Origin of the sequence: Pseudomonas lini, assembly GCF_001042905.1 — a bacterium.
GTDB lineage: Bacteria > Pseudomonadota > Gammaproteobacteria > Pseudomonadales > Pseudomonadaceae > Aquipseudomonas > Aquipseudomonas lini.
The window spans coordinates 129,204-152,793 of record NZ_JYLB01000006.1 but is presented as its reverse complement, the minus strand read 5'-3'; the positions used below and the strand labels follow the sequence as shown (position 1 = coordinate 152,793).

At 59.9% G+C, this 23,590-nt stretch carries 21 protein-coding genes; 10 read left to right on the top strand and 11 right to left on the bottom strand.

Annotated elements, in window-relative coordinates:
• Positions 1–2 precede the first annotated feature (2 nt).
• The 4 genes from dapF to TU81_RS18865 are packed head-to-tail and all read left to right on the top strand — an operon-like array spanning position 3 to position 3,178.
• Positions 3–833 (top strand): diaminopimelate epimerase, encoded by an 831-nt coding sequence (gene dapF, locus TU81_RS18880; RefSeq protein ID WP_038980780.1) that lies wholly within the window; start codon positions 3–5, stop codon positions 831–833.
• A 13-nt stretch (positions 834–846) separates the two neighbouring features.
• Complete coding sequence (locus tag TU81_RS18875) at positions 847–1,572, top strand: DUF484 family protein (protein WP_038980779.1); 726 nt, start codon at positions 847–849, stop codon at positions 1,570–1,572.
• 2 nt (positions 1,573–1,574) lie between these two features.
• Positions 1,575–2,474: a tyrosine recombinase XerC gene (gene xerC, locus TU81_RS18870; protein WP_038980778.1), complete on the top strand. Its 900-nt coding sequence runs from the start codon at positions 1,575–1,577 to the stop codon at positions 2,472–2,474.
• Positions 2,471–3,178, top strand: a complete 708-nt coding sequence (locus tag TU81_RS18865) for an HAD family hydrolase (protein WP_048396280.1) — start codon at positions 2,471–2,473, stop codon at positions 3,176–3,178. The genes xerC and TU81_RS18865 overlap by 4 nt, the downstream gene beginning before the upstream one ends.
• Before the next feature lie 184 nt (positions 3,179–3,362).
• On the opposite strand, the gene sutA is transcribed toward TU81_RS18865, so the two are convergent.
• The 4 genes from sutA to glnK form a co-directional block, all read right to left on the bottom strand.
• Positions 3,363–3,686 carry a transcriptional regulator SutA gene (gene sutA, locus TU81_RS18860; protein WP_030129119.1) on the bottom strand — a complete coding sequence of 108 codons (324 nt, stop codon included), beginning with the start codon at positions 3,684–3,686 and terminating at the stop codon, positions 3,363–3,365.
• A gap of 104 nt (positions 3,687–3,790) precedes the next feature.
• Positions 3,791–4,216, bottom strand: coding sequence for a secondary thiamine-phosphate synthase enzyme YjbQ (locus tag TU81_RS18855; protein WP_007989493.1), 426 nt, complete (start codon positions 4,214–4,216; stop codon positions 3,791–3,793).
• 214 nt (positions 4,217–4,430) lie between these two features.
• Positions 4,431–5,768, bottom strand: coding sequence for an ammonium transporter (locus tag TU81_RS18850; RefSeq protein WP_038980776.1), 1,338 nt, complete (start codon positions 5,766–5,768; stop codon positions 4,431–4,433).
• A gap of 35 nt (positions 5,769–5,803) precedes the next feature.
• Positions 5,804–6,142, bottom strand: a complete 339-nt coding sequence (gene glnK / locus TU81_RS18845; RefSeq protein WP_002555808.1) for a P-II family nitrogen regulator — start codon at positions 6,140–6,142, stop codon at positions 5,804–5,806.
• A gap of 416 nt (positions 6,143–6,558) precedes the next feature.
• On the opposite strand from glnK, the gene TU81_RS18840 reads away from it, so the two are divergent.
• The gene (locus tag TU81_RS18840) at positions 6,559–6,825 is read left to right on the top strand and encodes an accessory factor UbiK family protein (RefSeq protein WP_007894783.1); all 267 of its coding nucleotides are present in this window, start codon (positions 6,559–6,561) and stop codon (positions 6,823–6,825) included.
• A 476-nt stretch (positions 6,826–7,301) separates the two neighbouring features.
• Positions 7,302–7,829 carry a BRO-N domain-containing protein gene (locus TU81_RS18835; RefSeq protein ID WP_048396279.1) on the top strand — a complete coding sequence of 176 codons (528 nt, stop codon included), beginning with the start codon at positions 7,302–7,304 and terminating at the stop codon, positions 7,827–7,829.
• A gap of 11 nt (positions 7,830–7,840) precedes the next feature.
• Here TU81_RS18835 and TU81_RS18830 read toward each other — a convergent pair whose 3' ends face one another.
• The gene (locus tag TU81_RS18830) at positions 7,841–8,104 is read right to left on the bottom strand and encodes a HigA family addiction module antitoxin (protein ID WP_048396278.1); all 264 of its coding nucleotides are present in this window, start codon (positions 8,102–8,104) and stop codon (positions 7,841–7,843) included.
• A 535-nt stretch (positions 8,105–8,639) separates the two neighbouring features.
• On the opposite strand from TU81_RS18830, the gene TU81_RS18820 reads away from it, so the two are divergent.
• Complete coding sequence (locus TU81_RS18820; protein WP_038980774.1) at positions 8,640–10,133, top strand: YifB family Mg chelatase-like AAA ATPase; 1,494 nt, start codon at positions 8,640–8,642, stop codon at positions 10,131–10,133.
• Positions 10,134–10,139: 6 nt separating this feature from the next.
• On the opposite strand, the gene TU81_RS18815 is transcribed toward TU81_RS18820, so the two are convergent.
• The 3 genes from TU81_RS18815 to TU81_RS18805 all read right to left on the bottom strand — a co-directional run bounded on the left by TU81_RS18815 (position 10,140) and on the right by TU81_RS18805 (position 14,698).
• Positions 10,140–11,354, bottom strand: coding sequence for an aldose 1-epimerase family protein (locus tag TU81_RS18815; protein ID WP_038980773.1), 1,215 nt, complete (start codon positions 11,352–11,354; stop codon positions 10,140–10,142).
• Positions 11,355–11,615: 261 nt separating this feature from the next.
• A complete protein-coding gene (locus tag TU81_RS18810) occupies positions 11,616–13,592 on the bottom strand; it encodes a methyl-accepting chemotaxis protein (protein WP_048396277.1) in 1,977 nt (658 codons plus the stop codon).
• A gap of 185 nt (positions 13,593–13,777) precedes the next feature.
• Positions 13,778–14,698 carry a LysR substrate-binding domain-containing protein gene (locus TU81_RS18805; RefSeq protein ID WP_048396276.1) on the bottom strand — a complete coding sequence of 307 codons (921 nt, stop codon included), beginning with the start codon at positions 14,696–14,698 and terminating at the stop codon, positions 13,778–13,780.
• Between the two features lie 157 nt (positions 14,699–14,855).
• Here TU81_RS18805 and TU81_RS18800 point away from each other — a divergent pair, with 157 nt between their 5' ends.
• Positions 14,856–16,244 carry a NorM family multidrug efflux MATE transporter gene (locus TU81_RS18800; protein WP_048396275.1) on the top strand — a complete coding sequence of 463 codons (1,389 nt, stop codon included), beginning with the start codon at positions 14,856–14,858 and terminating at the stop codon, positions 16,242–16,244.
• 105 nt (positions 16,245–16,349) lie between these two features.
• Here TU81_RS18800 and TU81_RS18795 read toward each other — a convergent pair whose 3' ends face one another.
• Positions 16,350–18,023: a putative bifunctional diguanylate cyclase/phosphodiesterase gene (locus TU81_RS18795; RefSeq protein WP_048396274.1), complete on the bottom strand. Its 1,674-nt coding sequence runs from the start codon at positions 18,021–18,023 to the stop codon at positions 16,350–16,352.
• A 263-nt stretch (positions 18,024–18,286) separates the two neighbouring features.
• Between TU81_RS18795 and rep the strand changes: the two genes are divergently transcribed.
• Positions 18,287–20,296 carry a DNA helicase Rep gene (rep, locus tag TU81_RS18790; protein WP_007894754.1) on the top strand — a complete coding sequence of 670 codons (2,010 nt, stop codon included), beginning with the start codon at positions 18,287–18,289 and terminating at the stop codon, positions 20,294–20,296.
• 69 nt (positions 20,297–20,365) lie between these two features.
• Complete coding sequence (locus TU81_RS18785) at positions 20,366–20,938, top strand: xanthine phosphoribosyltransferase (protein WP_007934646.1); 573 nt, start codon at positions 20,366–20,368, stop codon at positions 20,936–20,938.
• Positions 20,939–21,067: 129 nt separating this feature from the next.
• Here the strand turns inward: TU81_RS18785 and TU81_RS18780 are convergent, their stop codons facing one another.
• Both TU81_RS18780 and TU81_RS18775 read right to left on the bottom strand, forming a co-directional pair.
• Positions 21,068–22,990, bottom strand: coding sequence for an acetyl-CoA hydrolase/transferase C-terminal domain-containing protein (locus TU81_RS18780; protein ID WP_048396273.1), 1,923 nt, complete (start codon positions 22,988–22,990; stop codon positions 21,068–21,070).
• 119 nt (positions 22,991–23,109) lie between these two features.
• Complete coding sequence (locus TU81_RS18775) at positions 23,110–23,535, bottom strand: c-type cytochrome (protein ID WP_082157860.1); 426 nt, start codon at positions 23,533–23,535, stop codon at positions 23,110–23,112.
• Positions 23,536–23,590 lie beyond the last annotated feature (55 nt).

Here is a 23,590-nt window from a genome sequence, read left to right as displayed (position 1 = left end):
CCATGCTGCTGCGTTTTACCAAGATGCACGGCCTGGGCAATGACTTCATGGTTCTCGACCTGGTCAGCCAGCACGCGCACATCCTGCCAAAACACGCCAAGCAATGGGGCGATCGGCACACGGGGATCGGTTTCGATCAGTTGCTGATCGTCGAAGCGCCCAGCAACCCGGACGTGGATTTCCGCTACCGGATCTTCAACGCCGACGGCTCCGAAGTGGAACAGTGCGGCAACGGTGCGCGCTGTTTCGCCCGCTTCGTACTCGACAAGCGCCTGACCGCCAAGCGGCTGATTCGCGTCGAGACCAAAAGCGGCATCATCGAACTGGACATCCGCAACGATGGCCAGATCAGCGTCAACATGGGCGCTCCGCGCCTGGTACCGGCCGAGATTCCGTTCGAAGCCCCGAGCCAGGCCCTGAGCTATCAGGTCGACGTCGACGGCACCACGGTCGAACTGGCCGCGGTGTCCATGGGCAACCCCCATGCCGTGTTGCGGGTCAGCGATATCAACAACGCACCGGTGCATGAACTGGGACCGAAAATCGAACATCACCCGCGCTTCCCGGCGCGGGTCAATGTCGGTTTTCTCCAGGTCATCGACCGGAGCCGCGCGCAGTTGCGCGTCTGGGAACGCGGGGCCGGGGAAACCCAGGCGTGCGGAACCGGCGCCTGTGCTGCCGCAGTGGCCGCGATCAGCCAGGGGTGGATGGATTCGCCGCTATTGATCGACCTGCCCGGCGGGCGTCTGTCCATTGAATGGGCAGGCCCTGGCCAACCGGTCATGATGACCGGCCCGGCAGTGCGCGTATACGAAGGACAAGTGCGTCTTTGAGTGAGCGAAATCCATGACCGACAAGCCCCAGGTTCCCGCCCTACAGCCCGACGAATCTCCTTCCGAAAGCCTTGAGGCGGCGGCGATTGCCGCGTACCTGGAGGCTCATCCGGATTTCTTCATCGAGCACGAAGAACTGCTCCCGGCCCTGCGCATTCCGCACCAGCGCGGCGACACCATTTCGCTGGTCGAACGTCAGATGACCATCCTGCGCGACCGCAACATCGAGTTGCGGCATCGCCTTTCGCACTTGATGGACGTAGCCCGCGACAACGACCGACTGTTCGACAAGACCCGCCGCCTGATTCTCACGCTGATGGACGCCACCAGCCTGGAAGATGTGGTGATCAGCGTTGAAGACAGCCTGCGTCAGGACTTCCAGGTGCCCTTCGTCAGCCTGATCCTGCTGGGCGACAACCCGATGCCGGTGGGCCGCTGGGTGACGCATGCCGACGCGCAAACGGCCATCGGCGGCTTGCTCTCGGAAGACAAAAGCGTCAGTGGCAGCCTGCGCGAACACGAGCTGGACTTCCTGTTCGGCGAAGAACAGCGCAAGCAGATCGGCTCCACCGCCGTCGTCGCCATCAGCTACCAAGGCATCCACGGCGTCCTGGCCATCGCCAGCCGCGATCCGCAGCACTACAAGAGCTCGGTGGGCACGCTGTTCCTGAGTTACATCGCCGAAGTCATGGGCCGCGTGCTGCCACGGGTCAACAGCTCCCTGCGCTCGGTACGCTGACCATGGAACGACAACTGGACGCTTACTGCGAACACCTGCGCAGTGAGCGGCAGGTGTCGCCGCACACGCTGTACGCCTACCGCCGCGACCTCGACAAAGTGCTGGGCTGGTGCGTCAAACAGAACATCGACAGCTGGGCCGCGCTGGACATCCAGCGCCTGCGCAGCCTGATCGCTCGCCTGCACTCCCAAGGCCAATCATCCCGCAGCCTGGCACGGTTGCTGTCGGCAGTACGCGGGCTCTATCACTATCTGAACCGCGAAGGTCTGTGCGACCACGACCCGGCCAATGGCCTGGCACCGCCCAAGGGCGAACGTCGCCTGCCGAAGACCCTCGACACCGACCGCGCACTGCAACTGCTTGAAGGCGCGGTAGAGGATGATTTTCTCGCGCGTCGGGATCAGGCCATTCTGGAACTGTTCTATTCCTCCGGCCTGCGGCTTTCGGAACTGACCGGGCTCAACCTTGATCAGTTGGACCTGGCTGACGGCATGGTCCAGGTGCTCGGCAAGGGCAGCAAGACTCGACTGTTGCCTGTGGGCAAAAAGGCTCGCGAAGCGCTGGAGTTGTGGCTGCCGCTACGAGCCATGAGCAACCCGGCAGACGACGCCGTATTTGTCAGCCAGCAAGGCCGGCGCCTCGGCCCTCGGGCGATTCAGGTGCGGGTCAAGGCCGCCGGCGAGCGTGAACTGGGGCAGAACCTGCACCCACACATGTTGCGACACTCCTTCGCCAGCCATTTGCTGGAGTCCTCTCAGGACTTGCGGGCGGTGCAGGAATTGCTCGGCCACTCGGACATCAAGACTACCCAGATCTATACCCACCTGGACTTCCAGCACCTGGCGACGGTCTACGACAGCGCCCACCCACGGGCCAAACGCATTAAAGGCGATGATTCATGACCCTCCAATTGATCACCTTCGACCTCGACGACACCCTGTGGGACACCGCTCCGGTGATTGCCAGCGCCGAAGTCATATTGCGTGAATGGTTGACCGAGCACGCCCCGAACCTGGGCGCGGTGCCGGTGGAGCATCTGTGGTCGATTCGCGAGCGAGTGCTGAGCAACGAACCGAGCCTAAAACACCGCATCAGTGCCGTGCGTCGGCGGGTGTTGTTCCATGCGCTGGAAGAAGCCGGTTACGGACATACCGACGCATCCGACCTGGCCGAGCAGGGTTTCGAAGTGTTTTTGCATGCGCGGCATCAGCTGGAGATCTTCCCGGAGGTGCAACCGACCCTTGAAATTCTGGCCAATCACTATGCGCTTGGCGTGGTCACCAACGGTAATGCCGATGTGCGTCGGTTGGGGCTGGCGGATTACTTCAAGTTTGCCCTGTGCGCCGAAGACATCGGCATCGCCAAGCCCGATGCGCGACTGTTTCATGAAGCGCTGCTGCGGGGTGGCGCGACCGCCGAAACAGCGGTGCATATCGGCGACCATCCCGGCGACGACATTGCCGGCGCCCAGCAGGCGGGGTTGCGGGCAATCTGGTTTAACCCGGCAGGCAAGGTGTGGGAAGCCGAGAAGGCGCCGGATGCCGAGATTCGTAGCCTGAACGAATTGCCGGGGTTGTTGGCGCGGTGGAATTCGGCTTCCGCCTGATACATAACCTGTGGGAGCGGGCTTGCCCGCGATAGCGGTGTGTCAGACGACATCAATTTCGAATGTAACGCCCCCATCGCGGGCAAGCCCGCTCCCACAGGGATCAGCGTGAATTTTGAATTTCTGCGCCCATGAAAAAGCCCGCAGCGACGGCGGGCTTTTTCAGCAAGCAAGAAGCAGGCGCTTAGATAGGCCGGCTGCCGTACTTGTTATCAGGCTTCTTGGGAGGATCGGCGACCACATTGGCCTCCACTTCCTGCACCTTGCCGCCGCGCGCAAGAAACTCTTCCATGGCCTTGGCCAAGGCGTCGCGTTCCTTGTTCTTGGCTTCGACGCTCGGCAGCTCATCGACCGATACCGCAGCCTTGGCCTTGCCTTTGGCAGTCGGAACGGGCGTATCACCGCCATCATCTTCAGCGACGTCTTCTGCCGCCGCTTCAAGGCCTTCTTCGGTTTCGTCTTCGTCGCCTACTTCGAGGTCGTCGTTTTCCAGATCATCGTCGCTCATGTTCTACCTCATGACTTGCGAAAAGCAGATTAGTTATAGCCCAGCTTTGCCGTCTGTCGACGGCTGCCGGAAAAAAATCAACCACCGCTGGTAACCAGCGGTTTTTATGCCCCTTCACCGTGCACGGTGGCGAGGACTTTACGGGCACCGCCGTGATCACGGTGCTCGCCCAGATAAACACCTTGCCAGGTCCCCAACGCCAGTCGGCCTGCCGAGATCGGCAAACTGAGCTGACAGCCAAGTACGCTGGCCTTGAAGTGCGCCGGGAGGTCGTCCAGGCCTTCGTCGTTATGCTCATAGCCGTCTGTTCCTTGTGGGATCAGACGATTGAAAAATCGTTCGAAGTCGCGACGTACCGCCGGATCGGCGTTCTCGTTGATGGTCAACGACGCCGAGGTATGCTGTAGCCACAAATGCAACAGACCGACCCGACACGCTTTGAGTTCAGGCAAGCCGGCGAGTAATTCGTCCGTTACCAGATGAAACCCTCGGGGTCGTGCTCGCAAGGTGATCAGAGTCTGTTGCCACATACTGTTCTCCGCACGTTCGGGGCGCATTCTAGCGCGCTCTGGAAAAAAACAAAGGCCCTAATATTCCTTCAATCGTGTAAGCCATTGGCCGCAGAAAAACGCCCGTCGTAAACGCGACCGAACGTGTCAGAAAAAACCTTTCAGCCCTTCCTTCACTGACAAATCCCGGACAAAAAAATGCCCGGCAAGCCGGGCAAATTTTTCATGCGCGTGCTTACAAGTTGTAGCCGCGTTCGTTGTGAAGCGCCAGATCGATGCCGACAGCTTCTTCTTCCTCGGTGACACGCAGACCCATGACAGCGTCCAGGACCTTGAGGATGATGAACGTGACGATCGCGGTGTAGATCACCGTGAAGCCCACGCCTTTGCACTGAATCCAGACTTGTGCACCGATGTCGGTGACGGTGCCGAAGCCACCGAGAGCCGGTGCCGCGAACACGCCGGTCAGGATCGCGCCGAGGATACCGCCGATACCGTGCACGCCGAACGCATCCAGGGAGTCGTCATAACCGAGTTTGCGTTTCAGGGTGGTGGCGCAGAAGAAGCACACCACGCCCGCCGCCAGACCGATCACCAGGGCGCCCATCGGGCCCACGGTGCCTGCCGCCGGAGTGATCGCGACCAGACCGGCCACCACACCCGAAGCGATACCCAGTGCGCTTGGTTTGCCGTGGGTGATCCACTCGGCAAACATCCAGCCCAGCGCCGCAGCAGCGGTGGCGATCTGGGTGACCAGCATCGCCATGCCGGCAGTGCCGTTGGCGGCGGCAGCGGAGCCGGCGTTGAAGCCGAACCAGCCGATCCACAGCATCGCGGCGCCCATCAGGGTGTAGCCGAGGTTGTGCGGGGCCATCGGGGTGGTCGGGAAGCCTTTACGCTTGCCCAATACCAGGCAGGCAATCAGACCGGCCACACCGGCGTTGATGTGCACCACGGTGCCGCCGGCGAAGTCGAGAACGCCCCAATCCCACATCAGGCCGCCGTTGCCGGACCAGACCATGTGCGCAATCGGTGCGTAAACCAGGGTGAACCAGATACCCATGAAGATCAGCATGGCGGAGAACTTCATCCGCTCGGCAAAAGCACCGACGATCAACGCTGGGGTGATGATGGCAAAAGTCATCTGGAAGGTGATGAAGACCGCCTCGGGGAACAGCGCCGCGGGGCCAGTCAGGCTCGAAGGCGTGACACCGGCGAGGAATGCCTTGCCCATCCCGCCGAAGAACGAGTTGAAGTTGACGACGCCCTGCTCCATGCCGGTGGTGTCGAACGCAATGCTGTAGCCATAAATGACCCACAGAATGCTGATCAGACCGGTAATGGCGAAGCACTGCATCATCACGGAAAGAATGTTTTTCGAGCGAACCATGCCGCCGTAGAACAGCGCGAGGCCGGGAATGGTCATGAACAGCACGAGGGCTGTCGAGGTCATCATCCAGGCGGTATCGCCGGAGTTGAGGACTGGGGCCGCCACTTCGTCTGCCGCCATGGCCAGGCCGGGCATTACGAGGGACAACAGGGCTCCTAGCCCTGCGAATTTACGCAGAGTCATATTGTTTTCTCCTGGGGCGTTGGGTTTGTGGCGGCTTAGATTGCGTCGGTATCGGTTTCGCCGGTACGAATGCGAATCGCCTGTTCCAGATTGACCACGAAGATCTTGCCGTCACCGATCTTGCCGGTGTTGGCGGCCTTGGTTATCGCCTCGATAACCCGGTCCAGATCCTTGTCGTCAATGGCGACATCGATCTTCACCTTGGGCAGAAAATCGACCACGTACTCCGCGCCGCGATACAGCTCGGTGTGACCCTTCTGCCGACCGAAGCCTTTGACTTCAGTAACGGTAATGCCCTGCACGCCGATCTCGGACAGTGACTCGCGCACGTCGTCCAGTTTGAACGGCTTGATGATGGCAGTGACTAGCTTCATGAAAACTCTCTCCCGAATTGGTGGACTTGCCCCAGGAAAACAAACCCGACTCAAGTCTAAGCGCAGTGCCTGGCTTTGTAACGCATCGTCGGCCTTACCTGCCCGTCCGACGCCAGCGAACCACTCCGCACGAAACTTCCCCCGTTCCGCTTGGCGCACTGCATTCGTCACAGCGACTGCATCAGTGCATGGGTCACCAGCGACTAAGCAGAAAGCTTGCCATCTATCCAAAACCCATTGATTTCAATACCTTGGCCGCTGCCCAAGAGCCTTTCGCCCGATTGACACAACCGTTACGCACAACAACAGTGCGCGGCTGCCCACTCGACTGCGCGAAAAGCGTGCATCGCAGCTGCCGAGATTGACTATAGACACTGCGTGATACACTGCCCGCCATTGTTGACAGGACACTTCCCATGCTCGCGCCCAAAGACTTCCTCGACGCCCTGAGCGGCACCGCCTCCCGCCTCTTCAGCGGCGACACCCCACTGCCAAAAAGCGAAATCGAAAGCCAGTTCAAGGCTCTGTTGCAGAGTGGCTTCAGCAAGCTGGATCTGGTGAGCCGGGAAGAGTTTGATAGCCAGATGGTCGTGCTGGCACGCACCCGGGCACGGTTGGAGAGCCTTGAGGCGAAAGTGGCTGAGCTGGAAGCGAAGCTCAATCCTCCTGCTGACGCCGAGTAAGCTGATCGTTCCCACGCTCCGCGTGGGAATGCCGCCAGGGACGCTCCGCGTTCCGCTTCAGGATGTGACGCAGAGCGTCACGGGATGCATTCCCACGCAGAGCGTGGGAACGATCATTCAATGTGTCCTGTAGGAGCTGCCGAAGGCTGCGATCTTTTGATCTTAAGCCCCGCAAACATCCCGGCAACGTCCTACAAAGAACACACCGCCGTCCGATTGCGCCGCAAAGCCCCGGTTCCTAAGCTCACCCTCAGCTGAATATTCAGCACTGGGTTTGGCGACCTGAAAGCTTAAGGTGCACAACGACCATCCGACGGCGGGCTAATTTCCGCCACATCGAGTCATGGCGGCTGTGCGTGGGAGATCTTCGGGTCTGCCGGGTTCCTTTTGCTCCGGTTCGCCAACCCGCGTACAGCTGCCACCCAATCGTTTGGCGACGGTTGACGGCAGCCCCTTTAGCAAAAGGAGCTGTATCAATGAATAGCGATGACACTTACCTGACCCCACACATCTTCACCCGCCACAAACTCCACCTCCACGCCCTCCTCCTGGAAAACCAACCCTGGTTTAGCGCCCGCGACCTCGGCCGATTGCTCAGGCTATTCCTCGACGAACGAGCGCTACGCAAACTCGATCCCGACCAACACCAGAATCTGCAGACACTCATCCACGGCACCGTCGAAAACACACTGCTGATCAGCGAATCCGGCGTCTACGCGCTACTGGTCTACCATTACTGCCCCGAATACCGAGGCCTTCGCGAATGGCTGACCCACGACGTGGTGCCTGCGCTCAGAGACGCCCAGCAACCCACCTCAACAGAGCGCCCGATTCTGAGCCTGCTGAATTGGCCGCAGATGTCATTGAGCTTGCTGCACTGGAATAACCAGCCGTGGATTCGGTTGCAGGATGTTCCGCAGCTGCTGCCGAATGAGGAACGACCGCGAAGTACGGTCAATGCTCCGTGGTGGAAGCGTGCTTCGCGGGTGCTGCAGTCTTTTTAAGTACCCGAAGCTCAACCACGCTCGATTTCGGCTCTGCGCTGATCGTAGGTCGATTGCAGGTTTAGCCAGAACTCGGGCGTGGTTTTCAGGCAAATGGAAAGCCTCTTGGCAAGGTCAGGGCTTACACCTCTCTCCCGCATCACAAGGGCGCTCACTTCGCCCGCGACCTCTCTCAACGAACTAGCCAAACCATCCGCTGTAATACCCAGCGGCTCAAGAAATTCCTTTTTTAGGATTTCGCCAGGATGAATCGGCCGCATTCCAGAATTGCTCATTCCCCCTCCTGAGGACTAGATCAGCTGTGATCATAAGCAGCCACCTCGATCCGACAAGTGCGGCCGTGAGTTTTCACCGAAGTCCTTCATCTATCCAAGACCGGTCCTACAAAAAACAGCTCTCGCGGCTGATTACGTCAGCCATTCCCCTTCACTTACGATTCACCAAAAACCAAGTATCCAATAACGAGGTGCCTATGAACCCCAAGAAGCGAAAGCCCAAATCAGTATGGATTGCTGAACTTCATGCTGAAGCACTTCGCTTGGCTGGCAACGTTTCTGCCAGCCAACATCGCTTTTTTAAAGTGGCGACAACATATGGCAAAGAACTTGAACCTGATGGCTTGCACGAGTCTGACCAGGCTCCCCGAAGAAACCGCCCGAGTGGCGGTTTTTTTGTGCCTCGCGATTGGCCTGCTTCCTACTTGCAACATCCAGTGAAAGTTTGTCGCCCCAAACATCCCACCAAATCCCCCTCCCCCTACTACCCTTCAAAAACCGCAGGAAGCGGTGCTCTTCAGCTCAAGGAACGACCATGTCCCTCTCCATCGTCCACAGCCGCGCCCAGGTCGGCGTAGAAGCACCCGCCGTCACCGTAGAAGTCCATTTGGCCAATGGTTTGCCGTCGCTGACGATGGTCGGTTTGCCCGAAGCGGCGGTGAAGGAAAGCAAAGACCGGGTGCGCAGCGCGATCATCAATTCAGGCCTGCAATTTCCGGCACGACGTATCACCTTGAATCTCGCTCCGGCCGATCTGCCAAAGGACGGGGGGCGATTCGATCTGGCGATTGCCTTGGGAATTCTCTCGGCCAGCGTGCAAGTGCCAACGTTGACGCTGGATGACGTCGAGTGCCTGGGAGAGTTGGCACTGTCGGGCGCAGTGCGGGCGGTTCGTGGTGTGTTGCCCGCTGCGCTGGCGGCGCGTAAGGCCGGGCGCACGCTGGTGGTGCCACGAGCGAATGCCGAGGAGGCCTGCCTCGCGTCGGGATTGAAGGTGATTGCGGTGGATCATTTGCTGGAGGCGGTCGCACATTTCAACGGCCACACACCCATCGAACCCTATGCGTCCAATGGCTTGCTCTACGCCAGCAAACCCTACCCCGATTTGAATGAAGTGCAGGGACAACTCGCGGCCAAGCGCGCGTTGCTGATTGCGGCGGCGGGGGCTCATAACTTGCTGTTCAGCGGACCACCAGGGACGGGGAAAACATTGTTGGCGAGTCGTCTGCCGGGGCTGTTACCGCCGTTGGCCGAGAGTGAAGCGCTGGAAGTTGCGGCAATTCAATCGGTCGCCAGTTGTGTGCCGTTGAGTCATTGGCCGCAGCGTCCCTTCCGACAGCCACACCACTCCGCTTCAGGCCCGGCACTTGTGGGCGGCGGCTCAAAACCGCAACCCGGCGAAATCACCCTCGCCCACCACGGTGTGCTGTTCCTCGATGAGCTCCCGGAATTCGATCGCAAGGTGTTGGAGGTGTTAAGGGAACCGCTGGAATCCGGCCACATCGTGATATCCCGCGCCAAGGATCGAGTGAGGTTTCCGGCCCGCTTTCAATTAGTGGCCGCAATGAACCCGTGTCCCTGTGGATATCTTGGCGAGCCCAGTGGTAAATGCAGTTGTACACCGGACATGGTTCAGCGCTATCGCAACAAACTGTCGGGGCCGCTGCTGGACCGCATCGATCTGCACCTGACGGTTGCTCGCGAAGCCACGGCGCTGAATCCTGCGTCGAAACCCGGCGACGACACTGCCACCGCCGCCGAGTTGGTCGCCGATGCACGAGAACGGCAACAAAAACGCCAGGGCTGCGCCAATGCATTCCTCGATTTGCCCGGCCTGCGCAAACATTGCAAGTTATCCACAATCGACGAAACCTGGCTGGAAACGGCGTGTGAACGGCTGACCTTGTCGCTGCGAGCGGCTCATCGACTGCTCAAGGTTGCTCGCACGTTGGCGGACCTTGAGCAAGTCGATGGCATTACCCGCGAGCACTTGGCCGAAGCGCTGCAATATCGGCCGACAACGCTCTAATCGGCATCACCCCTTGGTGAGATCAACCAACGGCGTCTGTCGCACCTCAGTCTCCCGCCCACCCTGAATCTCGCTCACCCGCTTCAACGCCTTATCCACAGCAGCCTTATCCGCCAACAAGCTGTAGCTGATCCCGAACTGCTTCTGTTCCTTAGGCCCAATCGTCGGCACCAGATTCAGTGGCCGCTGATACCGGCGGTTGTAGGAAAAACTCGTCCCCGGCTCCAGCCCCGTGACATAGCCCTGCCCTTGGGTATCGGTGTTTTTCCACAGGGAGAACACTGGCAGTGTTTGAGTGTTGAAGCCGACCGAAACCCCCAAGCTGCCGGCCTTGTTATGCAACACGGTCAATGTGTCGCCCTTGGCATCGGCATACGGCACCACGTTGTAGACCGTTTCGTCGTAGTCCTTGGTCGGTGCGCGGTAGGTTTGCCAGTCGGGCAGATCGCCCTTGGCCTTGTCGTTGAATGGCGACACTTGTTTCACCGGCGCGGCGAAGCGGGCGCCCTGTTCCAGGAATGGGGTGCTGAAGTTGCTGTGATACAGCGCCTGGTATTCCTTCGGATAGTCGCCGTTATTGGTCAGGGTGTCGTTGAGGGCGAACGCTACGCTGCCGGGTTCGGTGACCAGTTCGGTCGCGACGGAGAAGTCGACTTTCTTGAACGCCTGTTCTTTAAGCTCGCCGCGCAGAGTGATGGCGTACGGCGGTTTTTCATCGATGTGCAGGGTGACTTTGTTCGCAGGGATGTTAGCGGCCCGGCCGTGCAGGGTCAGCAGTTCGCCGTTGTCCATGCCGGGGTGGCCTACCCATTCGTAGCCGCAGCGGGTGACCAGTTCATTGAAACCTTCCAGCCAGCCCAGGCCACCACGGCCGTTGAGTTCGATGAAGGAAGGATTGACCACTTCCTTGACCGGCGAATCCCAGCCCATGCGCACATCGCCGACCGAGGCCTGCAGGACGTTCATGCCGCGAGTCGGTACTACCGAAAGTTTCATCGTGCCGTTATCGATGTCGACGATGCTGACCCCTTCTTGCCGACCGCCGTGCAAGGTGCGCAGGGTGACGCTGAAGGGTTTGTCGGTTTTTACGCCGAGTTGCTGGCTGGTGATTTGCCAGTTCTGGGCGGCTTTATCGGTATCGAGCAGGACATAGTCCCAAGCCATGGCTTGGGAGGCAGCGGACAGTGCGCTGAGGGCAACAAAGAGTTTGAGCGGGGTCATGGCAGCAGCCTTTCTTGGAGTTGTGCCAATTTTATAGACTTGAAGAAACGTTTCAGCAAGCATAAAAATCGAGACACTGGTGCTAAATGCCAAGGAAGACTATTAGTGAGGAATTGATCCACAGCGTTGAGACAAATTGGGAATCGAGTCGATCCCTTCGCGGGCAAGCCCGCTCCTGATCTCCAGCGTTCACAAATACTGTGTTCACCGCAGATCTACTGTGGGAGCGGGCTTGCTCGCGAAGGCGATTTCAGAGGCGACTCAACGAAACCGGTCAACCTCATGCCGCAAGTCCGCCGCCAGCTTCTCCAGCTCTTTGGCAGTCACAGCCAGGTTCGACACCACTTCGCGCTGCTCACTGTTCGCCAAAGCGATACTTTGCAGATTGCTGCTGAGCAAGGTCGCGGTGCTGCTTTGCTCCTGGGTCGCAGTGGTGATCGCGGCGAATTGCTGACCGGCCGAGCGGCTTTGTTCATCGATCCGTGCCAGCGCCGAGGCGACGTTGGCGTTGCGCGACAGGCCTTCCTGCATCAGCACGTTGCCCTGCTCCATGGTGCTGATGGCGTTGCCGGTTTCCTGCTGGATGCTTTGGATCATCCCGGAAATTTCGTCAGTGGCCTGGCGGGTACGTGAGGCAAGGTTGCGCACTTCATCGGCCACCACCGCAAACCCACGACCTTGCTCTCCGGCGCGGGCAGCTTCGATGGCGGCGTTGAGCGCCAGCAAGTTGGTTTGCTCGGCGATCGCGGTAATCACCCCGACAATGCCGCCGATTTCCTGGGAGCGCTGCCCCAAGGTATTGATCACCGTCGCGGTGCTGTTCAGTGCACCGGCGATTTGCTCCAGGGATGAGGACGCTTCGTCCATCGACGTACGACCGATCTGGGTTTGCTGTGCGTTTTCCTGCGCCAGACGCTGGGTGTTGCCCATGTTGTCGGCGATGTTCAGCGAGGTGGCGCTGAATTCTTCTACGGCGCCAGCCATGCTGGTGATCTCGCCAGACTGCTGCTCCATCCCTTCATAGGCACCACCGGACAAACCGGATAAGGCCTGGGCACGGCTGTTGACTTCTCCCGACGCTCGGCGGATGTGCTCGACCATGGTCGACAAGGCCTGGCTCATCTGGTTGAAGGCGCGGGCAAGTTGACCGATTTCGTCATTGCTCGACACGTTCAGGCGAACGCTCAAATCACCGGCACCCAAGGCTTCGGCCTGACGCACCAGATCACCCAGTGGAGCCAGTTTGCTGCGCAGCAACCAGACCGCCGCACCGACCGCCAGCAGCATCGCCAGCAGACTGCCGATCGCCAATTGAATGCCGACGCTCCAGGTCACGGCGCGGATTTCGGTTTTCGGCATGCTCGCCACCACCGACCACGGCCCGCCTTCGAACGGCACGGCAACACTGTAAAAGTCTTGCGACTTGTCGTTCCAGAAGTCGCCTTTGCCCGGTGTCTTGGCCAGACCGACGATGCTCGAGACCGCCTGATCCAGCGCTTGTACACCGGCAATCGGCACCAGCCATTTGCCTTGTTCATCCAGCAACGCCAGGGAACCGGTCTGGCCGATGCGGAAGCGTTTGAGGTTGGCGAACTGCGCGTTCTGCGCGTCGGTGTAATCGAATCCTACGTACAGCACGGCAATGATCTTACCGCTGCTGTCGCGTACAGGAGTGTACTGCGACATGTAGAAGCGTTCGAAAAGCAACGCTCGACCCACGTAGCTCTGCCCCGCCATCAAACGGGCGTAAGCCGGGTTCGCGTGGTCGAGCAGAGTGCCGATGGCACGGCTGCCATCTTGTTTGCTGACATTCGTGCTGACCCGAATGAACTCCTCACCGCTGCGCACGAACACGGTCGCGACGCCTGCGGTCATCTGCTTGAACTCGTCGACTTCTGCGAAGTTGTTGTTCAACACTTCACTGCCCAAGTGCAGGCCCGGAGTCTGCACACCCGCCACGGTCACCGGCTCATCCGGATGCACGCTCAAACCGGCGCTGAAGCGCTTCTCGAACAGGCCGGCCAGGCGCTGGGTGCTTTCACGCAAGGTGCCGTGAAAGGTGCTCAGCTGATCGGCAAGCAAGCGGGCCTCACTGGCCAGATGCTCTTCGCGGGTGGCGAGGTTGGCGGTGTCCAGCGAGCGCAGGGCGAATACTGTACTGCCACTGATGACAATCGCCAGAATCACGGCAAGCGCAAGACCCAGCTGTGAGGCAATCCGAGCACGAGGTTGAGACATGACAGCTCCTGACCCAGTGGCCGGATCATTCTGATCCCATCGCACACTCGGCAAAATTTCTGATTGTGGGGAAAACATGGAACCTGCACGAAGGTCCCATCAGCAGATTTTCGGCGGCAAAGCTGAATACTTGAGTAATTAACGGGGATATGGCTCAAGGCCGCCATTGCGGCGGCTCCATCGATTCAGCCCAGGCGTTCGACATCCGGTAATTCCATGGCCCGGACCTCGCCTTGCAGGAAATCGCTGAGGCGGCGCAAACGTTCACCTCCAGGGCGGGTTTTCGGCCAGACCAGGTAATAATTCTCACCACTGGCGACGGCCGTCGGCCACGGCAAACTCAGACGTCCCTGCGCAACATCCTCCGCCACCATCAGCAAGTCGCCCATGGACACGCCGTAACCTCGGGCGGCAGCAATCATGCCCAGCTCCAGCGTGTCGAACACCTGACCGCCCTTGAGCGAGACTTGATCGGTCAGGCCCATGCGCTCCAGCCAGTTGCGCCAGTCACGGCGGTCCGGCGTCGGGTGCAGCAACTCAGTACTGGCCAGGCGCGCAACGTCCCACGGTTGATCCTTCAGAAGATTCGGCGCGCCCACCGGAATCAGCTCTTCGGGGAACAGGAAAGTCGCCTCCCAGTCCGGTGGAAAATGCCCATTGCTGAGAATGACGGCGCAGTCGAAGGGTTCGTGGTTGAAGTCCACCCGATCGATGTCCATCCAGGCGCTGGTCAATTGCACTTCGTTCCCCGGTCGCAGGTGGCGAAAACGGCTGAGCCGGGCCAACAACCAACGCATGGTCAGGGTCGATGGGGCTTTCATGCGCAAGATGTCGTCCTCGGCGCGCAAGGTATTGCAGGCCCGTTCGAGGGCGGTGAAGCCTTCGCGAATGCCGGGCAGGATCAGCCGCGCCGATTCGGTCAGTTGCAGGTTGCGCCCGCTGCGATGAAATAGCCGACAGGCGAAATGCTCTTCGAGCGTACGAATGTGCCGACTGACCGCACTTTGCGTGATCGACAGTTCTTCGGCGGCGCGGGTAAACGAGCTATGCCGCGCCGCCGCTTCGAATGCTCGAAGGGCATACAAGGGAGGAAGACGACGAGACATCGGGAAAGCTCCTATAGCGCGATTGCATCAACTTATCAGAAACTCCCCAGCATGAGTTTTAATCATGCCACCCATCCTTTTTATCCCTTTGTGCAAACCCCGCAGAGCGCCGAGAATCGACGCTTCCTGTTCTCTCTGACAATCGAGCGTGATGATCATGCAGCATCCAGCGCGTATTGAACTCTGGGCCATCCTGCGGCTGGCGGGGCCGTTGATTGCCTCGCAGTTGGCGCACATGCTGATGGTTCTCACCGACACGTTGATGATGGCGCGCCTGAGCCCCGAGGCATTGGCCGGCGGAGGCCTGGGCGCGGCGACGTATTCATTCGTGTCGATTTTCTGCATCGGCGTGATCGCCGCCGTCGGCACCCTGGTGGCGATCCGTCAGGGCGCGGGCGACATCATTGGCGCGGCGCGACTGACCCAGGCCGGGTTGTGGCTGGCATGGTTGATGGCGCTGGTGGCGGGTTTGCTGCTGTGGAACCTCAAACCGGTGTTGCTGCTGTTCGGCCAGACCGAAACCAACGTCCAGGCTGCCGGCCAGTTTCTGTTGATTCTGCCGTTCGCCCTGCCCGGCTACCTGAGCTTCATGGCGCTGCGCGGCTTCACCAGCGCCATCGGCCGGGCGACGCCGGTGATGGTCATCAGCCTCGCCGGTACTGTGGCCAACTTCCTGCTCAACTATGCATTGATCACCGGCATGTTCGGTCTGCCGAAAATGGGTCTGGTGGGCATCGGCCTGGTCACGGCGATCGTTGCCAACCTCATGGCGCTGGCGCTCGCGCTGCACATTCGTCGGCATCCGGCCTACGACGCGTATCCGTTGCGCCAGGGTCTGTCGCGGCCCAACCGTCAGTACTTGAAGGAATTGTGGCGCCTGGGCCTGCCGATTGGCGGCACTTATGCGGTGGAAGTCGGCCTGTTTGCCTTCGCTGCGCTGTGCATGGGCACCATGGGCAGTACGCAACTGGCGGCGCATCAGATCGCCCTGCAAATCGTCTCGGTGGCGTTCATGGTGCCGGCGGGGCTTTCCTACGCGATCACCATGCGCATCGGCCAACATTATGGGGCAGGCCAATTGCTTGATGCGCGGCTGGCCGGACGGGTCGGGATCGCCTTCGGGGCGGCGGCAATGCTCGGCTTCGCAATGGTCTTTTGGCTGCTGCCGCATCAATTGATCGGCTTGTTCCTGGACCACAACGATCCGGCGTTCCGCGAAGTTATCAACCTGGCCGTGAGCCTGCTGGCAGTGGCGGCGTGGTTCGAGCTGTTCGATGGCACACAAACCATCGCCATGGGCTGCATCCGCGGGCTCAAGGATGCCAAGACCACATTCCTGGTGGGTTTGGGTTGCTACTGGCTGATCGGCGCACCGGCCGCCTGGTGGATGGCCTTCCATTTGAACTGGGGGCCAACGGGGGTCTGGTGGGGGTTGGCGCTGGGGCTGGCGTGTGCGGCGGTGAGTCTGACACTGGCGTTTGAGTGGAAGATGAAGCGGATGATCAGGCGGGAGCCGTCGTCAGAGCAGAATTTCGAGATCGCCTAGCCCTGTAGGAGCGAGGCTTGCCCGCGAAGGCGTCGTGTCAGTTAACAACAATGTCGACTGACACGACGCCTTCGCGGGCAAGCCTCGCTCCTACAGGGCCTGAGGTTAGCTCACGACTTCCAGTACGTGCTGCTGACTGCTGCCGAAGGTCAAATACTCAACCAACTCCGTCAACGGCAACGGCTTGCTGATCAGATATCCCTGAACTTGATCGCAACCAAACCCGCGCAACAAATCCAGTTGCTCCAGCGTTTCCACGCCTTCGGCAACCACTTCGAGGTTGAGGTTGTGCGCCAGGTTGATCATCGCGTGGACCAGTTTGCGATTCTCTTCCCGCTCCTCCATGCCGCCGACAAAGCTCTTGTCGACCTTCAACAAGGCAATCGGCAGGCTGTTAAGGTGCACGAACGAAGAGAACCCGGTGCCGAAATCATCCAGTGAGAAGCGCACGCCCAAACGCCCGAGGGCGTCCATGGTCTGCTTGACCAGATCGCTGCGACGCATCACCGCGGTTTCGGTCAGTTCGAATTCCAGCCATTGCGCCTCGACGCCTCGCTCGGCAATCAGCCGGCTCAGGGTCGACAGCAACTGGCTGTCCTGAAACTGCCGGAACGACAGGTTGATTGCCATGTGCAGCGCTGGCAGACCTCGTTCGCGCAACGCTTGCATGTCCCGCAGGGCCCGGGAAATCACCCAATAACCCAACGGCACGATCAAGCCGCTTTGCTCGGCCAGCGGCACGAATTCGCTGGGGGGCAACAAGCCGCGTTCGCCATGACGCCAGCGCACCAAGGCTTCGAGGCCGACGATCTGGCCGTCCTCAAGGTTCAGGCGCGGCTGGTAATGCAATTCCAGCTCATCGCGGCGCAAGGCCCGGCGCAGCTCGCTTTCGAGGTCGGCGATGCTGCGGGCATTGCGATTGATCCGTTCGTTGAAGATGTGAAAGGTGCAGCCCTGAGTGCTCTTGGCTTGCTGCATGGCGATGTGCGCGTGCCACATCAATGGGTCGGCGCCGGCCTGCGCTCGTGCGTGAGCGATGCCGAGGCTGGAACCGATCAACAGGCTTTCGCCATCGACCCAATAGGGTTCGGACAGGGCTTCGGTAATGCGTTCGGCCATCCATTCGGCGCGCTGAGGGGCGCGGCGAGTATCGATCAGCAGGGCGAATTCATCGCTGCCCAGCCGCGCCAGTTGATCGCTGGCCTCCAGTTGGCTTTTCAGCCGCGAGACCACTTGCAGGATCAACCGATCGCCGGCCTGGTGGCCGAGGGCGTCGTTGGCGTGTCGGAAGTTGTCGAGATCAAGGTGACCGAGGGCCAACCCGCGGCCTTCGTTTTCAGCCAGGCGCGCCGCCAGCAAGGTCTGGAAACCCTGACGGTTGGCGATACCGGTCAACGGGTCCTGCTCGGCCAGGCGCTGCAAAGTGTTTTCCAGCACGCCGCGCTCACGCACATGGCGCAGGCAGCGGCGCAACATGCCGGGATCCAGCAGATCGCGCACCAGCCAGTCGCTCACACCGTCGGGCGGCGCCAGCGGCTCGTGTTCAAGCAGCAACACGGTCGGCAAGTTGCAACGGCCGGGTGCTGGCTGGAGAGCAGGAATCGTCAACAACACCGCGCTGCGGTTGTCATCGAACAGGTTGCTGACTGACTCCCAGCTCGGCGCGCTGAGCAGCACAGCCGAACTCCCCATCGGAGCCAGACACTCGCGCAACAACGCTGCCCACGCCGGCTCTTCGGCCAGTAGCAGCAAACGCAAGGGTTCGACAGGCGTAGACAAGCTAGCTCCCTAGACTCTGCAAAGATGTAGGCGGCGGGCATTATGCCGCGCAGATAACCAATGACAACATGACATCGGTTATCAAACACGACTTTGGCGTATTGAATACGAACATTAGACGCAAATTCACTGCGCATCCTGCGTGAAAGAAGCAAAACCGGCAAATAGAGATAGCGTGTTGGGTCACAAGTCGGAGAGAGCAGCACAATTCGCTGAGCCTGTTAAAATGCCGGCCCATTTCGCTAATGACTCCCTGATTTCGTATGTCCCGACTCAATCCCCGGCAGCAAGAAGCCGTGAGCTACGTCGGCGGCCCTCTTTTGGTGCTCGCCGGCGCAGGCTCCGGCAAGACCAGCGTGATCACTCGCAAAATTGCGCACCTGATCCAGAGCTGTGGCATCCGCGCCCAATACATTGTCGCCATGACCTTTACCAACAAGGCCGCGCGCGAGATGAAGGAACGCGTTGGCACGCTGCTCAAGGGCGGCGAAGGCCGCGGCCTGACGGTCTGCACCTTCCACAACCTGGGCCTGAACATCATCCGCAAGGAACACGTGCGGCTGGGCTACAAACCGGGCTTCTCGATCTTCGACGAGACCGACGTCAAAGCCCTGATGACCGACATCATGCAGAAGGAATACTCGGGCGACGACGGCGTCGACGAGATCAAGAACATGATCGGCTCGTGGAAAAACGACCTGATCCTGCCGCCCGAAGCCTTGGAAAACGCACGCAATCCCAAGGAACAGACCGCCGCCATCGTCTACACCCACTACCAGCGCACGCTCAAGGCGTTCAACGCGGTGGACTTCGACGACCTGATCCTGCTGCCGGTAAAACTGTTCCAGGAACACGACGATATCCTGGAAAAATGGCAGAACAAGGTTCGCTACCTGCTGGTGGACGAATACCAGGACACCAACGCCAGCCAGTATTTGCTGGTGAAATTGCTGATCGGCAAGCGTAACCAATTCACCGTGGTGGGCGACGACGACCAGTCGATCTACGCCTGGCGCGGCGCCCGTCCGGAAAACCTGATGCTGCTCAAGGACGATTACCCGTCCCTGAAAGTGGTCATGCTCGAGCAGAACTACCGCTCCACCAGCCGCATCCTCCGTTGCGCGAACGTGTTGATCTCGAACAACCCGCACGAGTTCGAAAAGCAGCTGTGGAGTGAGATGGGCCATGGCGACGAAATCCGCGTGATCCGTTGCCGCAACGAAGACGCCGAAGCCGAGCGCGTGGCCGTGGAACTGCTGACCCTACACCTGCGCACGGACCGGCCATACAGCGATTTTGCGATCCTGTATCGCGGCAACTACCAGGCCAAGCTGATCGAGCTGAAGCTGCAGCACCACCAGATTCCGTATCGCCTGTCCGGCGGCAACAGCTTTTTCGGACGTCAGGAAGTGAAAGACCTGATGGCCTACTTCCGATTGATCGTGAACCCGGACGACGACAACGCCTTCCTGCGGGTGATCAACGTCCCACGCAGGGAGATCGGTTCGACCACGCTGGAGAAGCTGGGCAACTACGCCACCGAGCGCAAAATCTCGATGTACGCCGCCACCGACGAAATCGGCCTGGGCGAGCATCTGGACACGCGCTTCACCGATCGCCTGTCGCGCTTCAAGCGTTTCATGGACAAGGTCCGCGAGCAGTGTGCCGGCGAAGACCCGATCTCCGCCCTGCGCAGCATGGTCATGGACATCGACTACGAGAACTGGCTGCGTACCAACAGCTCCAGCGACAAGGCCGCCGATTACCGCATGGGTAACGTCTGGTTCCTGATCGAGGCGCTGAAAAACACCCTGGAGAAAGACGAAGAAGGCGAGATGACCGTCGAGGACGCCATCGGCAAACTCGTTCTGCGCGACATGCTGGAGCGTCAGCAGGAAGAGGAAGACGGCGCCGAAGGTGTGCAGATGATGACCTTGCACGCCTCCAAGGGTCTGGAGTTTCCCTACGTGTTCATCATGGGCATGGAAGAAGAAATTCTCCCGCACCGCTCCAGCATCGAAGCCGACACCATTGAAGAGGAACGTCGCCTGGCCTACGTCGGGATTACCCGAGCGCGTCAGACGTTGGCGTTCACCTTCGCCGCCAAGCGTAAGCAATACGGCGAGATCATCGACTGCGCGCCCAGCCGTTTCCTCGATGAACTGCCGCCGGACGACTTGGCCTGGGAAGGTAATGACGACACTCCCGTTGAAGTCAAAGCCGTCCGCGGTAATACCGCACTGGCGGATATACGCGCGATGTTAAAGCGCTAGAATTGAGCACTTTTTAACCGAACACTTTTTACAAGCTAGGCGCACACGGCGCCGGTAGAGGAAAGCTTCATGGAAGCACTGCACAAGAAAATTCGCGAAGAAGGCATCGTGCTTTCCGATCAGGTTCTGAAAGTCGACGCCTTTCTGAACCACCAGATCGACCCGGCCCTGATGAAGCTGATCGGCGACGAATTCGCCACGCTGTTCAAGGATTCGGGCATCACCAAGATCGTCACGATCGAAGCCTCGGGCATTGCCCCGGCGATCATGACCGGCCTGAACCTTGGCGTGCCGGTGATTTTCGCCCGCAAGCATCAGTCCCTGACCCTGACTGAAAACCTGCTGTCGGCGACCGTTTACTCGTTCACCAAGCAAACCGAAAGCACCGTGGCAATCTCCCCGCGCCACCTGACCAGCAGCGACCGCGTGCTGATCATCGACGACTTCCTGGCTAACGGTAAGGCGTCGCAAGCGCTGATCTCGATCATCAAACAGGCCGGCGCGACCGTTGCAGGCTTGGGTATTGTGATCGAGAAGTCGTTCCAGGGCGGCCGTGCGGAACTGGATGCCCAAGGTTATCGCGTTGAATCGTTGGCGCGGGTGCAGTCGCTGAAGGATGGCGTTGTAACCTTCATCGAATAAACCGCCACACCGCAAAACCAGTGTGGGAGCGGGCTTGCTCGCGAATGCGGTGTGTCAGTCGACATCAACTTTGACTGACACACCGCATTCGCGAGCAAGCCCGCTCCCACATTTGGTCTCCGCTGGCCGTTACAAAGCGGTGGCTTTCAGGCCGGTGAGCAGTAGCCGTTGAAACAAATCCTCTTTCAACCCCTCCGGCTTGGTCAGCTGCATCCTTTCCAGATGCGCCGGGAATTCCGAAGCCGCTGGCGCATCCAGTGCAGCCTTGCCCAATTCCAGAATCTCCGTGAGCTTGAACTTGCTCTTCAACCAGTTCAGCGCCCGTAATAAATCCCGCTCTTCAGCGGTGAAATCGCAGCCCAACGGATATTCCGGAAACAGATTCGAATGCCGCGCTTGAATGGCCTGCAACCGCTGTGGGCTGTTGTCGGCGAAACGCGGATCGAGGCGAAAATGCTTCGGCAATTTGCCAACGCTCTGCGCCTGCTCGATCAGCCCCGGTTGGAAGCGTGAGTCGCTGATGTTCAGCAACGCCTCGATCACCGCCGCGTCGGTCTTGCCCCGCAAATCGGCGATGCCGTACTCGGTGACGACGATGTCCCGCAGGTGCCGTGGGATCGTGCAGTGGCCGTATTGCCAGACGATATTCGAACTGACGTCACCGCCCGACTCGCGCCAACTGCGCAGCAGCAGGATCGAACGCGCGCCTTCCAGCGCATGGCCCTGGACGACGAAGTTGTATTGCCCGCCGACACCGCTCAGCACCCGCCCGTCTTCGAGTTGATCGGCCACGCCGGCACCGAGCAAGGTCATGGTGAAGACGGTGTTGATGAAGCGCGCATCGAGGCGCTGCAAGCGTTTGAGTTCTTCCTGACCGTAGAGCTCGTTGATGTAGCTGATGCGGGTCATGTTGAATTCGAGCCGTTTACCTTGAGGCATCTCCCGCAGGCGTTCATAGAAACTGCGCGGCCCGAGGAAAAACCCGCCATGCACCGAGATGCCGTCAGTCTGCGCGGCCTCGTCCAGCGTTCCGGCATTTGCCTGCTGCTGGGTCGGCACGTCCGGGTAAACTTTGCGCCGCACGATCCCGGCGTCGGCCAACACCAGCAAGCCGTTGACGAACATTTCGCTGCAACCGTAAAGGCCCTTGGCGAACGGTTCGATACCCCCTTCGCGCTCAATCAACTGCGCCCACTGGCTGAGATTCAGATCCGCCAACAACGCCTTGTAACCCTCACTGTCAGCCTGTCGCGCCAGCAACGCTGCCGTCAGGGCATCACCCATGGCGCCGATGCCAATCTGCAGCGTGCCGCCATCGCGCACCAGCGTACTGGCGTGCAGCCCGATGAAGTGATCCTGGAAACCCACCGGCATATTCGGCGTGGAAAACAGCGTGGTGCGGTCCTTCGCGTCGATCAGCAGGTCGAAGGAGTCGATGCCGATTTCCGCATCGCCGGGCATGTACGGCAAATCGTTGTGCACCTGGCCCACCAGAAGGATCGTTTCCCCCGCCGCCCGGCGCTTGGCGATCATTGGAAACAGGTCGAGGGTGATGTCCGGATTGCAGCTCAGGCTCAGGCGATCGGGATGCTCACTATGGCTGGCGACCAGTTGCGCGATCAGGTTCAATCCGGCGGCATTGATGTCCCGGGCGGCGTGGCTGTAATTGCTGCTGACGTAATCCTGCTGGGCCGATGCGCTGTTAAGCAGGCTGCCTGGCTGCAGGAAGAATTGATGGACGTGAATGTTGGCAGGCAGGCTGTCGCGATGCAGGTCGGCGAGAAAATCCAGCTCCGGATAATCGCCGAACACCCTTTCGATGAAGGGTTCGAGGAAGCGCTTTTGCAAGCCATCTCCCAATGGCGGGCGTCCGAGGCACAGGGCGGTGTAAATCGTCAGTTGCCGCTTAGGCAGTTGCGCGATCCGTTGATACAGCGCGTTGACGAAGTGATTGGGCTTGCCCAGCCCCAGCGGCAATCCCATGTGAATGTGCGCTGGTAACCGCGCCAGAACATCATCGACCGCCTGCTCGATAGAGCACAACTGCACCATCTGATCCTCCCGCCCGTTCCATGAATTGGGGTTGGGTCTTTGCAGCAAAGAATAGCCTCAGGGAAAAATCGCAGGCACAAAAAAGCCGCTCGAAAGCGGCTTTTCGTTGAAGACCGGGCTTACTTCAGACCGGACATCTTCTGGATGGCGCCCTTGAGATCGGCATCAGAGCAATCGGCGCAGGTGCCTTTTGGTGGCATCGCGTTGACGCCGGAGATCGCTTTCGCCAGCAAGCCGTCAAGGCCGCCTTCTTTCTTGGCGCGCTCGCCCCAGGCTGCGGCATCACCGACTTTCGGTGCGCCCAACAGGCCGGTACCGTGGCAAGCGTTGCAATGTTTTGCAATCACCGAGTCAGGGGTCTTGGCATCACCACCCCCCGCAGAAGCAGTGACTTCCATCCCCTTGCACTCTTTGCCCTGCACACAAACCTGGCCGACTGGCTCAAGACGTTTAGCGATATCGTCGTTGGTCGCTGCTTGTGCGCTGACTGCCCAAAGGGCCAATACGGTTGCTGGTACGGCCAGCATTTTCATAATTAGATTCACGCGTTCACCCTCAATGGTGGCTAGTCACGCCCACGGCCACGGTTCGCAGGCGGGC

Excerpts from the sequence above, each read along its gene's own strand:
- TU81_RS18875 (WP_038980779.1), top strand. The coding sequence starts at position 847 with ATGACCGACAAGCCCCAGGTTCCCGCCCTACAGCCCGACGAATCTCCT.
- TU81_RS18815 (WP_038980773.1), bottom strand. The coding sequence starts at position 11,354 with ATGACCCCGCTCAAACTCTTTGTTGCCCTCAGCGCACTGTCCGCTGCC.
- dapF (WP_038980780.1), top strand. The coding sequence starts at position 3 with ATGCTGCTGCGTTTTACCAAGATGCACGGCCTGGGCAATGACTTCATG.
- TU81_RS18865 (WP_048396280.1), top strand. The coding sequence starts at position 2,471 with ATGACCCTCCAATTGATCACCTTCGACCTCGACGACACCCTGTGGGAC.
- glnK (WP_002555808.1), bottom strand. The coding sequence starts at position 6,142 with ATGAAGCTAGTCACTGCCATCATCAAGCCGTTCAAACTGGACGACGTG.
- TU81_RS18810 (WP_048396277.1), bottom strand. The coding sequence starts at position 13,592 with ATGTCTCAACCTCGTGCTCGGATTGCCTCACAGCTGGGTCTTGCGCTT.
- sutA (WP_030129119.1), bottom strand. The coding sequence starts at position 3,686 with ATGAGCGACGATGATCTGGAAAACGACGACCTCGAAGTAGGCGACGAA.
- TU81_RS18855 (WP_007989493.1), bottom strand. The coding sequence starts at position 4,216 with ATGTGGCAACAGACTCTGATCACCTTGCGAGCACGACCCCGAGGGTTT.
- TU81_RS18780 (WP_048396273.1), bottom strand. The coding sequence starts at position 22,990 with ATGGTGCAGTTGTGCTCTATCGAGCAGGCGGTCGATGATGTTCTGGCG.
- TU81_RS18830 (WP_048396278.1), bottom strand. The coding sequence starts at position 8,104 with ATGAGCAATTCTGGAATGCGGCCGATTCATCCTGGCGAAATCCTAAAA.
- xerC (WP_038980778.1), top strand. The coding sequence starts at position 1,575 with ATGGAACGACAACTGGACGCTTACTGCGAACACCTGCGCAGTGAGCGG.
- rep (WP_007894754.1), top strand. The coding sequence starts at position 18,287 with ATGTCCCGACTCAATCCCCGGCAGCAAGAAGCCGTGAGCTACGTCGGC.
- TU81_RS18840 (WP_007894783.1), top strand. The coding sequence starts at position 6,559 with ATGCTCGCGCCCAAAGACTTCCTCGACGCCCTGAGCGGCACCGCCTCC.
- TU81_RS18820 (WP_038980774.1), top strand. The coding sequence starts at position 8,640 with ATGTCCCTCTCCATCGTCCACAGCCGCGCCCAGGTCGGCGTAGAAGCA.
- TU81_RS18800 (WP_048396275.1), top strand. The coding sequence starts at position 14,856 with ATGCAGCATCCAGCGCGTATTGAACTCTGGGCCATCCTGCGGCTGGCG.
- TU81_RS18805 (WP_048396276.1), bottom strand. The coding sequence starts at position 14,698 with ATGTCTCGTCGTCTTCCTCCCTTGTATGCCCTTCGAGCATTCGAAGCG.
- TU81_RS18835 (WP_048396279.1), top strand. The coding sequence starts at position 7,302 with ATGAATAGCGATGACACTTACCTGACCCCACACATCTTCACCCGCCAC.
- TU81_RS18850 (WP_038980776.1), bottom strand. The coding sequence starts at position 5,768 with ATGACTCTGCGTAAATTCGCAGGGCTAGGAGCCCTGTTGTCCCTCGTA.
- TU81_RS18785 (WP_007934646.1), top strand. The coding sequence starts at position 20,366 with ATGGAAGCACTGCACAAGAAAATTCGCGAAGAAGGCATCGTGCTTTCC.